Annotated in this window: 13 protein-coding genes; 4 read left to right on the forward strand and 9 right to left on the reverse strand. The window is 67.8% G+C overall.

The window, feature by feature from the left end:
• Positions 1-272: 272 nt before the first annotated feature.
• From MKAN_RS04070 to MKAN_RS04105, 8 genes are all read right to left on the reverse strand, one after another.
• The gene (locus MKAN_RS04070; protein WP_023365425.1) at positions 273-782 is read right to left on the reverse strand and encodes a hydrogenase maturation protease; all 510 of its coding nucleotides are present in this window, start codon (positions 780-782) and stop codon (positions 273-275) included.
• Entirely contained in the window at positions 779-2,071 is a 1,293-nt protein-coding gene (locus MKAN_RS04075) for a Ni/Fe hydrogenase subunit alpha (RefSeq protein WP_023365427.1), read from the reverse strand. Before MKAN_RS04075 ends, MKAN_RS04070 begins: the two co-directional genes overlap by 4 nt.
• The gene (locus MKAN_RS04080; RefSeq protein ID WP_023365429.1) at positions 2,068-2,823 is read right to left on the reverse strand and encodes an NADH-quinone oxidoreductase subunit B family protein; all 756 of its coding nucleotides are present in this window, start codon (positions 2,821-2,823) and stop codon (positions 2,068-2,070) included. Before MKAN_RS04080 ends, MKAN_RS04075 begins: the two co-directional genes overlap by 4 nt.
• Positions 2,824-3,687, reverse strand: a complete 864-nt coding sequence (locus MKAN_RS04085) for an FAD/NAD(P)-binding protein (RefSeq protein WP_023365431.1) — start codon at positions 3,685-3,687, stop codon at positions 2,824-2,826. It abuts the gene before it with no gap.
• Entirely contained in the window at positions 3,671-4,804 is a 1,134-nt protein-coding gene (locus MKAN_RS04090) for a 4Fe-4S dicluster domain-containing protein (protein WP_023365433.1), read from the reverse strand. Before MKAN_RS04090 ends, MKAN_RS04085 begins: the two co-directional genes overlap by 17 nt.
• Before the next feature lie 72 nt (positions 4,805-4,876).
• Positions 4,877-5,458, reverse strand: coding sequence for an Rv1733c family protein (locus MKAN_RS04095; protein ID WP_023365435.1), 582 nt, complete (start codon positions 5,456-5,458; stop codon positions 4,877-4,879).
• Positions 5,459-5,501: 43 nt separating this feature from the next.
• Positions 5,502-6,503, reverse strand: coding sequence for an Acg family FMN-binding oxidoreductase (locus MKAN_RS04100; RefSeq protein WP_036393258.1), 1,002 nt, complete (start codon positions 6,501-6,503; stop codon positions 5,502-5,504).
• A 152-nt stretch (positions 6,504-6,655) separates the two neighbouring features.
• Positions 6,656-9,037: a heavy metal translocating P-type ATPase gene (locus tag MKAN_RS04105; RefSeq protein WP_023365439.1), complete on the reverse strand. Its 2,382-nt coding sequence runs from the start codon at positions 9,035-9,037 to the stop codon at positions 6,656-6,658.
• 263 nt (positions 9,038-9,300) lie between these two features.
• On the opposite strand from MKAN_RS04105, the gene MKAN_RS04110 reads away from it, so the two are divergent.
• Positions 9,301-9,813 (forward strand): hypothetical protein, encoded by a 513-nt coding sequence (locus MKAN_RS04110; protein WP_023365442.1) that lies wholly within the window; start codon positions 9,301-9,303, stop codon positions 9,811-9,813.
• Positions 9,814-9,818: 5 nt separating this feature from the next.
• Here MKAN_RS04110 and MKAN_RS04115 read toward each other — a convergent pair whose 3' ends face one another.
• On the reverse strand, positions 9,819-10,637 hold the full coding sequence (locus MKAN_RS04115) for an SDR family NAD(P)-dependent oxidoreductase (RefSeq protein ID WP_023365444.1): 819 nt from the start codon (positions 10,635-10,637) through the stop codon (positions 9,819-9,821).
• 112 nt (positions 10,638-10,749) lie between these two features.
• Between MKAN_RS04115 and MKAN_RS04120 the strand changes: the two genes are divergently transcribed.
• The 3 genes from MKAN_RS04120 to MKAN_RS04130 are packed head-to-tail and all read left to right on the forward strand — an operon-like array spanning position 10,750 to position 13,702.
• On the forward strand, positions 10,750-11,526 hold the full coding sequence (locus tag MKAN_RS04120; RefSeq protein ID WP_023365446.1) for a crotonase/enoyl-CoA hydratase family protein: 777 nt from the start codon (positions 10,750-10,752) through the stop codon (positions 11,524-11,526).
• Positions 11,526-12,677: an acyl-CoA dehydrogenase family protein gene (locus MKAN_RS04125; protein WP_036393253.1), complete on the forward strand. Its 1,152-nt coding sequence runs from the start codon at positions 11,526-11,528 to the stop codon at positions 12,675-12,677. Before MKAN_RS04120 ends, MKAN_RS04125 begins: the two co-directional genes overlap by 1 nt.
• Positions 12,674-13,702, forward strand: coding sequence for an acyl-CoA dehydrogenase family protein (locus MKAN_RS04130; RefSeq protein ID WP_023365450.1), 1,029 nt, complete (start codon positions 12,674-12,676; stop codon positions 13,700-13,702). Before MKAN_RS04125 ends, MKAN_RS04130 begins: the two co-directional genes overlap by 4 nt.
• Positions 13,703-13,746: the final 44 nt, after the last annotated feature.

A 13,746-nucleotide genomic window follows, 5' to 3' on the forward strand; every position in this document is an offset into this window, starting at 1 on the left:
GCACACTCGACACGGCGCATTGCAGTCGACCCGGTGAGCACGTGATTCCCAGAACACCTGCCATTACAAGAAGTTTGAGCGACGATGCGTGCCCCCGTCCCGAAGACAGACGCCCGGCTGTGCGTGCACACCCAGGCCCGCGCCCGCGGACATCGAAGACGAGCAGCCTTTTGACCTCGCGCAAGCATCCGATCGCCAAACAGATGACCTACGGGATGACCGAGACACAGCGTCCCGGAAGCGACCTGGAAGCCGTTGTCAGACACCCTCGCCTACTCGTATCCCTGATGTGACCAGTCGCGGTCTCGCCGGGCAGCAACCGGGACTACCTCCGCGGCCAGATCCACCGCCATGCTGACCGCCGCCGGTACCGCAGCTGCCACCTGCGGTGTCAAACCCACGCCGTGACCGGTATCGGCCGCTTCGACGGAGACCACCTCCAGCCTGTCGGGCACCCGGGCAAGGGCCTGCCCCAGTGCGTATGCGGCGGCGACGTCGACGCGATGCGAACTCACCCCGTCCGTTGCGGTGACCAGATCGCCGAGCGCACAACGGGTTACCCGGCCCGGCATGGGCGGCGTCGCGACCACGGCGTCGATCACGACGGCCAGGCGGGCGCCCGACCACGCCTCGACCAGACCCATGGGCTCGACAACGTCGGTCACCACCCGGATATCGGGCAAGCCGAGTTCGTCGAGCGCGGCGGCGGCGACAATGCCCACGCCGTCATCGCGACGGTAGCGATTGCCCAGCCCGATGACGACAACCGGGCCCGCGGTCATTCGCGTTGCACCGTCAGCGTCAGGAAGTGCGCCGAGCACGAGATGCACGGGTCGTAGTTGCGGATCACCCGTTCGCACAGTGTGGTCAACTCGGCATCGGCGAGAGCGAGGTTTGCCGAAACGACACGAGCCAGGTCGTTCTCGATGGCCGCCTGGTTCTGCGAGGTGGGCGGAATGATCGTCGCCGCCGAAATCAGCCCGTCGTCGTCAATTTCGTATCGGTGGTACAGCAGGCCGCGGGGCGCCTCACTGACGCCATGACCGACGCCCGCACGGACCGGGACCTCCACGAATGGCCGTGACGGCCGCTGGTATCCGTCGATGATGCGCAACGCCTCCTCGATCGCGTAGACCACCTCGACGGCACGAACAACAATGCTGCGGAACGGATTTCGGCATTCGCCGGACAGCCCTGCGGCTGCGGCTGCCTCGCCGGCGATCGGCGACAGCGCCGACGAATTGAGGCAATACCGCGCCAGTGGCCCGGTCAGGTAGCGGCCGCCGTCAAGGGTGGCATGCAGCGCAGTCGAATGCGGCACCTGCGACTCGTGCACATGCCCGGTGAACTCGGCCACCGGGAACGACGGGCCGGCGCTGCGCGCGATGGCGCCGTTCTCGATCGCATACTGACCCGGCTGGCTCACCGCCAGCATCTCGTGGTCGAGTTCGAGGTCGGGAAAGTCGAACCCGGACACCCACTCCACCGTCGCCAACGCGTCGTCGAGCGCCCGGCGCAACAGCTCGGCCAGCGGCGCCAGCTGCGACCGGTCGGGCACCGAGTAGAACCCGCCCAGACGCACGTTGATGGGGTGTATCGACCGTCCGCCGATGAAGTCCATCAGCTTGTTGCCGGCCTTCTTCAACCGCAGCCCGCGCTCGACCGCCGCGCGCTGGTCGCGGGCCAGTGCGATCACGTCCGGACAGCCGAGGAAGTCCGGCGCGTGCAGCAGGTAGACATGCAGGACGTGGCTGTGGATCCATTCGCCGCAGTACAACAGCCGGCGCAGTGCCACGAGTTCGGGATCCACCTCGACGCCGCAGGTCTGTTCGATCGCGTTGCAGGCGCTGACCTGATAGGCAACCGGGCAGATGCCGCAGATCCGCGCGGTCAGGTCCGGCGGCTCGGTGTAGGCCCGCCCCCGCAGAAATGCCTCGAAAAACCTTGGCGGCTCATAGATGTTGAGCTGCACGCTGTCCAGCGCGCCGTCCTTCAGCGTGACGTGCAGCGCCCCCTCCCCTTCGACGCGGGTCAGGGTGCCGACGCTGAGTGTCCGGTTGTCGGTGGTCACTGCTTGCTCCGTTCGGCGGCGAACGCGGCGACGTTGAACGTCGAGAACACCCGGTTAACATCCCCGTCGGACATTCCGTCGCGGCGCAGCAGCGGGATCAGCGTGGCGGTTTGCGGCACCGCCGACGGACCGAAACAGCCGTAGCAGCCCCGATGATGGCTGGGGCACAACGCGCCGCAACCGGCATGAGTGACCGGTCCCAGGCACGGAATGCCTTCGGCGACAACGACACACGTCGTACCACGCAGTTTGCATTCGGTGCACACCGTCTTGGCCGGCAGCCGCGGCTTGCGCCCGACCAGCAGCGCCGCGAGGGTGTCCAGGAGCTGCCCGCGGTCGATCGGGCAGCCGTGCAGCTGGTAGTCGACCTTGACATGCGCGGCCGCCGGCGTCGAAGTCGCAAGCGTGTCAATGTATTCCGGGTTGGCATAGACCAGCGAGGTGAACTCCGCGACATCGGCGAAGTTGCGCAACGCCTGCACCCCGCCGGCGGTCGCGCAGGCACCGATGGTGACCAATATCTTCGACTGCTCCCGGATCTCCCGGATGCGCTGCTCGTCGTGGCGAGTGGTGACGGAACCCTCGACCAGTGATATGTCGTACGGCCCCCCGACCATTGCGCTGGAGGCCTCGGCGAACGTCGCGATCGTCACCTGATCGGCCAAGGTGAGCAGCTCGTCCTCGCAGTCGAGCAAGGTCAGCTGGCAACCGTCACACGAGGCGAATTTCCACACCGCCAGACTGGGACTCATCTACAGCTCCTTGATCCGTAGTAGCGGGCCGGCGACGTCGTAACCGACGACCGGTCCGTCCCGGCACACCAGCAATGGTCCCAGCTGGCAGTGGCCGCACCAGCCGACACCGCACTGCATGTTTCGCTCCAGCGATACCCGAATGTCGCGGGCCGCAACGCCTTTGGCGATCAGGGCGTCTGCCCCGAACCGGAGCATGGGCTCGGGTCCGCACAGGAACGCGGTGGTGCGGTCGGGCCGCAGCGTGAGCCGGCGCAACGGTTCGGTCACCAAACCGACTTCACCGCGCCAGTCCTGGACGGGCACGTCGACCGTCAGGTGGACCTCGATGTGCGGGTCGTCCGCCCACTTTTCCAGTTGTGCGGCGAACAGAAAGTCAGCCTTGGAGCGGGCCCCCACGACCAGCATCAGCCTGCCGTAGCGGGTGCGGTTCGCCAACGCGCCGAGGATTGCCGGACGCAGCGGGCACAGTCCCACACCGCCGGCCACCATCACCAAATCCCGTCCGGCCGCCTCGTCCAGGCCCCAGGTGGTGCCGAACGGCCCGCGCACGCCGATAAGGGTGCCCGGCTGGGCACCGTGCAGAGCGCGGCTGACCGCCCCGACCGCGCGGATGGTGTGGGTAATCGAGCCGTCGGTGACGGTGGGATCCCCGCTGATGGATATCGCCGCTTCGCCGACGCCGAATGCATAGAGCATCATGAATTCACCGGGCTGCGGCGCGGGAAGTACCGCATCGAGCGGCTCCAGACACAACGTCGCCGCATCCGGGCTTTCCACGACGCGGCTGCGCACGCGGTACGGGACCGGCGCCATCGCAGATGATGGCGCGGCGCTGGTCACCCGGTCAGCCCGGTCGGTCATTGCGGGCCATCTTGTTCATTTCCTCGGTGATGTCGATGCCGGTCGGACACCAGGCAATGCATCGCCCGCAGCCGACGCAGCCCGACATGTCGAACTGGTCATGCCAGGTACCCAGTTTGTGGGTGAGCCAGTGCCGGTACCGCGACGCGCCGGAGCGGCGCACACTGCCGCCACCGTGGACATAGGTGAAGTCGAATTCGTAGCAGGACGCCCAGTGCTGCCAGCGTTCGGCGTGCTCACCGGTCAGGTCGGTGACGTCTTCGGTGCTGGTGCAGTAGCAGGTCGGGCACACCATCGTGCAGTTGCCACAGGTCAGACAGCGACTGGCCACCTCTTCCCACTGCGGCGACTCGCGTGACCGGACGAGTAGCTCGCGCAGATCCGCGTCCGGCATCTGCCGTCCCATCCGGTGCGTCGCAGCCTCGACATCGGCGCGTGCGCAATCCATTTCGTCGCTGCTGGCCGCCCGGTGCGGCACCGCCGCGAGCACGTCGGCGCCGTCTTGGCTGCCGACGTCCACCAGGTAGGTCACGCCGTCGGCGCCGATGCGCTCGGTCAACGCCAAGTCGTAACCGGGTCCGACCGCCGGTCCGGTGCCCATCGAGGCGCAGAAGCACAGCCCGCCCGGTTCGGTGCAATTCACCGCGACCACGAAGGCCCGCCGCCGGCGGCCGACGAAGGTGCTGTCGGCATATGCCGCACCGCCCAGCACCCGGTCGAGCGTCGCAATCGCGGCCAGATCGCAGCCACGCACCCCGAGGAACGCATACCGCGGAACGTCCTCCTCGGACTCGGCGGCGCCGAACCCGTCCCGGGTGCCGGCCCACAACCGCTGCCGAGGCGGGTGCAGGAACTGTTTCCACGACTGCGGCCCCGCCGAATGACCGAACACCGCGTCGTCGTCGCGCTGGCGCACCCGATACTGCCCCGGCGCCACGTCGACGCCCCAGCCGCGCGGGAGATCGTCGGCCGAGTCGAGTTCGGCGAGCACAATCGCGTTGTCGCGCAACGTCGGACCAATGACGCGATAGCCCCGCTGGATCAGCACCTCGACCAGGCGGTGCAACCCGACGGTGTCCAGCAAAGCAGCATCGGAGTTTTCCCCATGTCTGGTCATCGACACGTCATCAGCCTATTTCACGAACGCCGGCGACGGCTGCGGCATCTGAATCTTGTCCCCGCCATGTGTTCAATACCGATTCGTCCGGCCACCGTCGTCCTGCAGGCACCTGATGTCACGCTCCCACGCGGCATCGCGTGCCCGATCGAGCCGGGAGCGGACCGAGGCGACCACTAACGCCATCGCGACAGCGCATGTCAGCACGATCAGCACCGAGGTGACGACCGCGTCCACACCCGCATGCCACCTCGGTGTCGGTGGCCTGACCAGATTGCCGTCCCGGTCCACCCAAATTTCGACGCGCTGCCCCACATTGAGCGGGGCACTGTGCCGGAACGAGCCGGTGCGCTCGTCGGACGCCGCCAGCCAGCGCACGTGCACGACAATCCCTTCGGAGTTCGGGTTATGGGTGGCACCGGTGACCGTGGCCGTGACCGGGTGCCGTGCCTGTGCCTGCGCGGCGTACTGGCGATCCCGGGCGTCGAAGACCTCGGCGCCCACGACAGCGGTGGCAGGTATCAGGAATAGCGACGCGATCAGCGCGACCAGCAGCAGCAGGGCTTCGAGACGGTCGGTGCGTCGAAGCAGCGGATTGCGACCGACCAGGCGGGCGAGCCGCCAGCAACGCGGGTCTATCGTGAACGTCTCCATCGCAACTTCCTGAAACTTCTTGTGGTCCTTGGTTATCGGACGCCTATCCGTTGACGGATTTCTCACCGTCGGCGATCCACTCGACGATCTCCGAGAGGTCACGGCGCGGCGTCGACGGCAACGGATCGGCATTAATGGGTGCCCAGCCCACCCGCAGCAGCATCTGCGGATACTGGCTATCGCCGAAGACATCGGCACGAACCGCCGCACGCGTTTCCGCGATTTCCAGCGGTTCGGTGACCGGGCAACTGGCCAGTCCCATCGCCGTCGCGGTCAACAGCACGACGCTGGTTGCCTCACCGGCGCGCAGTTGAGCCAGCCGGTCGTCGGTGCGCGTCCCGAGGGCCAGCATCACCGCGTTGTCGTCGGCGGGCGAGACATCCGGCGGCATGGCCAGCGTCGGGCCGGCGAAACGCCGGCTGGGTATCGCCGCCGCGGGGTCAGGTATGGGCGTATTGCGGGCGGGGACGCCGACCGCCGAGGCGTGCCGGCCGCTCCACGCGGTGAGCTCGGCGAGATAGTCGGCATCGGATGCGTGGTCCCAAACAGATTTTGCCACAACGGCATTCAGCTTGTCCATGGCGTCGACCTGGTGTACCGTCACCCCATTGCGGGCTGCCCGCGCAGCCATCAACGCAATGTCGCTGACCGGCACCGGCCAAAAACTGTAGTGCCGACGATCGGTTCGCCGCCGCGGTATCGCCGCGGCCAGCATGATGTCCAACTGATCGGCGTTCTGACGAGACACTTCGATCGAGGCAAGATGACTCGGGTCCGCCGGATTGGGCAGCCTACACACTTTGGCTTGCCAACCCGTCGCGGCCAGGGCGATGATGCAGTGGTTCAGTGCCGCACCACAACTCAGGATCAGGTCGCGCCCTTCCGGGTCGGTGTTGGGCAACTGCAGGCTGGTGTCGGCGTAGAGATGCAGGGACGCGTCCCCCACCCGCCACCGCCACGGCTGCGTGTTGTGTACAGATGGCGCCCGAGAGGCCAGCGTCAGGACCGTGCGGACTGTGCCGGCGTCCGGGAAATGCGCAGTCATGGTCATTACTCCTTTCGGTCGGCGGAGTCGTCTTATCAACGATTGCGCAATCACATCAGCCGGACGAGGGCACGGCGTCCTTGCAGCGAAGGACTTTGTGCCATTGCCGAATCGGCGAACGTCCTCTCGGCAGCACGCCGGCGAACCTTGATTCAGGACTTGCGTGCTTGGGTGCCGGCGGGCCGCGGCGGAGGGCCGGTCGCGGTGTCGTCCTCGGCGAGGGTGAAGTAGCTTTCCTCTTCCTGCACGAAGTGCAACCGCAACAGCGCATACAGGCCGTACAGGCAGGCCAGCAGGTCATCGACTTGGTCATGCTGGATTGCCCCGGCCGACTGCGCCAGCGCCAGATGAGTCGCGATCCGATCGGAAAGCCGCTGGATTTCGGCATGGGTGCGGCTCATGGTGGCGGTGGCTTCACCGCTGCCCAGCGGCCGCGCCAGCGCCGGGTAAAGCTGAACTTCCTCCGCCTGCTCGTGCGGCAGGATCCGCTCGGTCAGCAAGGTATGCGCCGCGGTCAACGACGCCAGCGCCGCGGCGTCGGGTCCGGCGGCCACCCGGTTGGCTGCGGTGCGCAGCAGCCCGATGGTGTCACGCAGCTGATCGTGTTCGTCAGCGAAGCGGTGCAGCAGTTGCTCGGTACCTGCGGCCAATTGCAGCTCGGTAGCCGGGTTACCGCGCAACGCCCGCAGCGCGTTGCCGATCACCGCGATATCGATGCCCTCTTGCAGCAGCGCACCGGCCGCGGGCGGCAGCCAGCCCAGCGCGGCGATCGCCATGGCCAGCAGCGACAGGCTCATGCCGACGACCGCGCTTTGCACGGCGATCCGCCGGGACCAGCGGGCGATATCCATCGCATCGGCGAGCCGGTCGAGCCGATCGGTGGTCAAGACGATGTCGGCGGCCTCCGAAGACGCGGTGGCTCCGCGGGCACCCATCGCCACGCCTACCGTGGCCGCCGCCAGCGCGGGGGCGTCGTTGACGCCGTCACCGACCATCACCGTTACCGCGCGTTCGGATTCGGCGCGCACCGCGGCGAACTTGTCGGCCGGGCTCTGGTCGGCGTAGACCTCGTCCAAGCCCAGAATCGTGGCGACCTCGCGCGTCGGTTCGGCCCGGTCGCCGGTGAGCAGGATCAGCCGGGTCAGCCCGGCCTCGCGCAATCGGCGCACCGTGCGCGGCGCCTGCCGGCGCAACGGGTCGCGCAGCAACACCGCCCCGGCCAGTTCACCGTCGACGCAGACCCAGGCGATCGCCGCGCTGTCCAACCGGGCCCGGTTGACCGCGGCTCGCACCCAGGCGCCGGTCAGGGCGTCGGCGGCCGACTTGCCGACCGTGACGCGATGCCCGTCGATGTTGGCGGTGACACCGCGGCCCGGCTCTTCGACGACATCGGTGGGAAGTGACAAGCGCAGACCCCGGCTGAGCGCTTCGGTGACGATGGCCTCCGCCAGGACGTGCGGGGAAAGCTGGTCCACCGAGGCGGCCAGCCGCAGCGTCTCGGTGGCGTCCCGGCCGGGGGCAGCCACCACGTCGACCACGGAAGGACGTCCCATCGTCAGCGTGCCCGTCTTGTCCATCACCAAAGTCGTTGCATGCCCGAGGTTTTCCAACGCGACTCCGCTGCGGATCACCACCCCCGCCCGGGAGGCCCGGGACAGGCCGGAGACGATCGCCACCGGCGCGGCCAGCAGCAGCGGACAGGGGGTTGCCACCACCAGGACCGCCACGGCGCGGACGGCCGAGCCGCTCGCCAGCCAGGCAGCCGAGGCCAGCAGCAGCGACAGCGGCAGGAACCAGGCCGCATAGCGGTCGGCCAACCGCACGATCGGCGCAGTTTCCGCACCCGCCTGCTGCGCCATTCGGACAATGCCGGCATAGGTGCTCTCGTCGGCGGTTGCGGTGGCGCGCAGCTCAAAAGCGCTGCCGGCGTTGACCACACCGCTGCGGACCGGCTCGCCGACCGCACGTTCCACCTGCAGCGGCTCACCGGTCAGCGCGGACTCGTCCAGGACTGCCACCACGTCGACGATGCGCCCGTCCACGGGGACCACCTCGCCCGGCCCGACGACGACAATGTCGTCGACGACCACGTCCGCCAACGGAACAAGGCTTACCTGCGCGCCGGCCCGTCGGCGCGCAAACCGGGGCGCACGTTCGAGCAGCGCCCGCAAATCGCGCGACGCGCGTCGCTCGGCGGCCGCATCGAGGGCACGACCACTTGCCAGCATCACCGCGATCAATGCGCCGGCCACGTATTCGCCCACCAGCAGAGTGCCGATCAGCGACAACACCGCGATGACGTCGACACCGATCCGGCCCCGGCGCAACGCGGCCATTACCCAGACCGAGGCCGGCACGACGGCCAGTACCGTACCCGCGATCCAGCATCCGTCGGCCATACCGCGTTCACCGAGCAACCAGGCGATCCCACCGGCGGCCAACAGACCGACGGTCGACACCACCAGGGCCGGTTCGATCAGTCGGCGAACTCGCGATAGCCACCGGCCGCCCGCAGCTGCCGTATCGCCAACCACCTCGAAAATCCTATCGCTTGCCGATACTTTCGACGTCCACCACAGCAGGGCCCGATACAGCTGAACGAATCCGCAGTCGACTTCACCAGCTCGACGTTGGCCCTGCTAGGGCCGTAATGCCCGGCTCGTTCGGGTCCTTGGACACCGGGCTCGGCCGGGCCGATGTCGACGCATCCGAGATCTCAAGCCGGCTAGTGCGTACAATCACGCGCCGATAGGTCTAGCCGTAAACCCGGCCGCAGGACGAGCACCGAAGGAATCCGATGCCGATAGTCAGGTTGCTGCTCGTCCTCGCGCTGAGTTGGCCGGGGATCGTGGCATGCGGGTCGCAGCAGCAGGCGCCGCCACGCGCGTCGGCTTCGAGTTCCACCTCGACGACGGTCACCACGAGCACTGCGACCACCACCGAATCCAGCACCACTGCGTCGCCTCCCACCACCACCGCACCGTGTGTGGGGTTGTCGATCTGTCCACCGCCGCCGCCGGACGCCGAGGGCAATCCCGCGTGTTTCTACTCCGACGGCTGGCAGGCGACGTCGTCCGGGGCCGGTATCGAGGTGTGGTATTTCCATGAGCCGCAGAACATGTCGAAGCCCGACAAGGTGACCGCGGTAGTGCGCAAGAAGGACGGCACCACCGAGTCTCAGGAAGCCGATATCCAAGCGGGGCAACAGGTACACCGCTTCGAGTTTGCGACCATCAACCAATCCACTGTGGCAGAAGTGTTTCTGGACAGCAGCACCGGCCGCTGCTTCGTCATCGGGCCGGGCAGCTGACGATCTCAGCGTCGGTCTCCTGACACATCGCGCGGCGGGGCACCGATGAGTTTCTGCATCAGCCGGTGCCCGCCGAGGACTATCGCGGCACGATCGGGTCCACTGCCGCGCTGCACCGCCGCGGCATTGTCACCGGCGATGAACACCGGACCGTTTGCCAGGTTCTCCAGCCCCGCGCGCGCCACGTCGGCGGGTTCGGTAACCGGGATCCCGGGCACGTCGAAGTTCAATCCGGCTCGCTCCATGGCCGGCGTGCGCGTGACCCCCAGCACCAGTTCCAGGACGTCAACGCCGTGGTCGCGCAGCTCCAGCCACAGGCTCTCGGCGAACAGCCGGCTGAACGCTTTGCTGCCGGTGTACACCGCCTGACGCATCGAACCGTAGGTCGCCGCGGTCGAACCGACCAGCAGGATGCCGCCGCGGCGGCGGGCTCGCATCGACCGCCCGAAGTGGTGCACCAGTTCCAGCATCCGGGTCACATTGAGGTCGATGACCCGACCGACGTCGGTCAGGTCGGCGTCAAGGAACTTCTGGCGGCACGTGTTGGCGCCGGCGTTGTAGATCAGCAGGCCAACCTCCAGGTCGGCCGCTTCCGCACTGATTCGCCAAACCGATTCGGGGTCAAGGAGATCCACGGCGATCGTATGCACTTGCACGCCCAGCTGCCGGCAACTGTCCGCGGTGTCGGCCAGCGGTCCCGGCCTGCGCGCGATCAGCATCAGGTTCAGTCCGTGGCCGGCCAACTGCTTGGCGAACTCGGCTCCTACGCCCTCCGAACCACCGGCGATCACCGCCCACGGGCCGTATTTCGCGACGTCGGGCATGGTTCCTCCTCAGCGCTGCTGGCCGGCACCACGTGGCATCGGCGGAAGCCACCAGCTCTATTCGGACACCGCAAGCGGGTTCGCGCCAGACCGGGTCCCTACAGTTTCCGTCATGAGCACCGTCTTGGACATTGCCACCAACGGACCCGTCCGGACCTGGACGATCAATCTGCCCGATGTCGGCAACGCGATCACCGGCAAGGATTTCATCGCCGCGTTCGAGGCCGCCGTCGACGGCGCCAACGCCGACACCGGTGTCTGCGCGGTCATTCTCACCGGGACGGGCAAGATCTTCTCCGCGGGCGGCAACGTCAAAGAGATGGCCAACCGCGACGGGATGTTCGGGCTGGACGCACTCGACCAGCGGCACGCCTATATCGACGGCATCCAGCGGATCCCGCGGGCTCTAACGCGCCTCGAGGTTCCGTTGATCGGTGCCGTCAACGGGCCGGCCATCGGCGCCGGTTGTGACCTGGCGATGATGTGCGACATCCGGGTCGCGTCCGAGCGCGCCTGGTTCGCGGAGAGCTTCGTCCAGCTCGGCCTGATTCCCGGCGACGGCGGCACCTGGTTTCTGCAGCGGATCATCGGCTACGAACGCGCCGCGGAGATGACGTTCACCGGCGACCGCGTCGACGCCACAACCGCCCTGCAGTGGGGCATGGTCAGCCGCGTGGTGCCCCACGAGGAACTGCTCACCGAGGCACACGCGCTGGCCGAACGCATCAGCAAGAATCCGTCCCACGCGCTGCGGATGGCCAAGCGGCTGCTGCAGGAGTCGCGGACCGGCTCACTGGAGTCGACGCTGGGACTGGCCGCGGCGATGCAGCCGCTGGCGCATCGCGATCCCGAGCACCAGCACCGCATTGCCAAGTGGAAGACGAGCTGATGCCACCGCCGAGGCTGGTGCCGCCCGCCGTCGTCGACGCATCGGCGACATCGGCGACGGATGCCTTGCGCGCCGAGGTCCGCGCGTTTCTCGCCGAGCAACTGGCCGCCGGTTCGTTCACCCCGTCCGTCGATGCCTGGCTGACGCGCTGGGACGAGAACTTCACCGCGGCGCTGGCGGCGCGCGGCTGGCTGGGCATGACGGTGCCCGTCGAATACGGCGGGCACGGACGCTCGTTTGTGGAGCGGTTCGTTGTCACCGAAGAACTCCTGGCGGCCGGTGCTCCCGTCGCTGCGCATTGGGTCGCCGACCGCCAGATCGTGCCGTCGCTGCTCAAATACGGCACCGAGGCTCAGAAGTCGCATTTCCTGCCCCGGATCGTGCGCGGCGAGTGCTTTTTCGGCATCGGCATGAGTGAACCGGACTCCGGCTCCGATTTGGCCAGTGTGCGCACCCGGGCCGAGCGCGTCGAGGGTGGCTGGTCGCTGTCGGGCACCAAGGTCTGGACGTCGGGCGCCCACCTCGCGCACGCGTTCATCGTGCTCGCCCGCACCGCGCCGGTCGATCCGACCGATCGGCATGCCGGACTCAGCCAGTTCATCGTCGACCTGCGCGGGACCGGCGGCCTCGATATCCGGCCGATCGTCTCGATGAACGGCGACCACCACTTCAACGAGGTCATCCTCGACGCGGCTTTTGTGTCCGACGACATGGTGTTCGGCGAAATCGGCCACGGTTGGCAGCAGGTGACCTCGGAGCTGAGCTTCGAGCGCAGCGGGCCCGAACGCTTTCTGTCGACCTTCGTGCTGCTGGCATCGGCCGCCGAAAACATGGCTGCGCAACGACTTTCGTACGACGTCGACCTGGGCCGGCTGGTGGCGCGGGTGGCCGGTCTGCATCAGATGTCGGCCGCGGTGGCCGGGGCGCTGCAGCGCCATGACCGGGCCGACATCCCCGCGGCGGTGGTCAAGGTGCTCGGCACCACCACCGAAGGTGATATCGCCGACTTCGCCGATCGGCACGCCGGTGGCGATTCGCACCACGCCGAGCTGGTGTCGCGGGCGGTCGACCAGCGTCCGGGTTTCACGCTGCGGGGCGGAACCAACGAGGTGTTGCGGGGTGTCATCGCGCGGGGGCTGGGACTGCGATGACGACCGTCGATCCAACCGGCCCGGTCGACCCCGATCTGGTCGAGATGATGGACGCCGTCTTCGCCGGATACCGCGACACACATTCCGTGGGCGCGGCGCTTGACGCCCAACTGTGGACACGCCTCGACGATCTCGGCTTGGTGCGGCTGACCGGCTCCGAAGAGTCCGGCGGCAGCGGGGCCGGCTGGTATGAAGCAGCGGAGCTGCTTTCCGCCGCGGTTCGTCACGCCGTGCGAATTCCGTTGGCAGAACACGATTTATTGGCATGCTGGCTGTTACAGGCCAACCGGATGCCCGTCGACGGCGCGGTGCGGACGGTGTGCCTGCTCGATGACCGGGGCAGGTCCGACGACGTGCCCTGGGCCGGCGCCGCCGAGCGGATCGTGATCGTCTGGCAAACCGGCGACGGATACCGGGTGGCCGACGTGGCGGCGGAATCGCTGGTTGTCACCCCTGGCGCCAACCTGATCGGCGAACCGCGGGACACGGTATCCGCCGACCCCGTGGCGCTCGCCGGTACGCCGGTCGGCGGGCATCTGGTGACGGCGCTGACGCTAAAGTCCGCACTCGTGCGGGCGATCCAGGTGTGTGCGGCGCTGGACCGGATTGTGCAGCTGTCCATCGAGCATGCGACAACACGGTGCCAGTTCGGCCGGCCGCTGTCGAAATTCCAGGCGATACAACATCTGATCGCCGACATCGCCGCCGAGGCCGCCCTCGCCCGTGCCGCGACGGAGGCCGCGCTCACCGCGGCCGTGCGCAGCGACTGGTCCGCGCAGAACCTCGATTTCCTTGTCGCCGTGGCACGTTCGTGTGCGGGCCAGGCCTGTTCGGTTGTGGTGCGCAACGCCCATCAGGTCCATGGCGCCATCGGCACCACTCGGGAACACCGCCTGCACGAGTTCACCCGTGCAGCACTGGCGTGGCGCTCGGAGTTCGGTTCGGTCCACTACTGGGACGAGCAGGTCACCCGTGCGGCACTACGAGCGGGGTCGGCCGGCCTCTGGAGCTTGATCACCGGATGACGCCAGGCGTGTTTCGCCGGGCGTAACGCCACGGCGAAAAATCG

The sequence above is a fragment of the Mycobacterium kansasii ATCC 12478 genome (assembly GCF_000157895.3).
Classification (GTDB): Bacteria; Actinomycetota; Actinomycetes; order Mycobacteriales; family Mycobacteriaceae; genus Mycobacterium; species Mycobacterium kansasii.

Coding starts and splice junctions, on each gene's coding strand:
- MKAN_RS04070 (WP_023365425.1), bottom strand. CDS start 782: ATGACCGCGGGCCCGGTTGTCGTCATCGGGCTGGGCAATCGCTACCGT.
- MKAN_RS04080 (WP_023365429.1), bottom strand. CDS start 2,823: ATGAGTCCCAGTCTGGCGGTGTGGAAATTCGCCTCGTGTGACGGTTGC.
- MKAN_RS04085 (WP_023365431.1), bottom strand. CDS start 3,687: ATGACCGACCGGGCTGACCGGGTGACCAGCGCCGCGCCATCATCTGCG.
- MKAN_RS04090 (WP_023365433.1), bottom strand. CDS start 4,804: ATGACCAGACATGGGGAAAACTCCGATGCTGCTTTGCTGGACACCGTC.
- MKAN_RS04095 (WP_023365435.1), bottom strand. CDS start 5,458: ATGGAGACGTTCACGATAGACCCGCGTTGCTGGCGGCTCGCCCGCCTG.
- MKAN_RS04100 (WP_036393258.1), bottom strand. CDS start 6,503: ATGACTGCGCATTTCCCGGACGCCGGCACAGTCCGCACGGTCCTGACG.
- MKAN_RS04110 (WP_023365442.1), top strand. CDS start 9,301: ATGCCGATAGTCAGGTTGCTGCTCGTCCTCGCGCTGAGTTGGCCGGGG.
- MKAN_RS04115 (WP_023365444.1), bottom strand. CDS start 10,637: ATGCCCGACGTCGCGAAATACGGCCCGTGGGCGGTGATCGCCGGTGGT.
- MKAN_RS04120 (WP_023365446.1), top strand. CDS start 10,750: ATGAGCACCGTCTTGGACATTGCCACCAACGGACCCGTCCGGACCTGG.
- MKAN_RS04125 (WP_036393253.1), top strand. CDS start 11,526: ATGCCACCGCCGAGGCTGGTGCCGCCCGCCGTCGTCGACGCATCGGCG.
- MKAN_RS04130 (WP_023365450.1), top strand. CDS start 12,674: ATGACGACCGTCGATCCAACCGGCCCGGTCGACCCCGATCTGGTCGAG.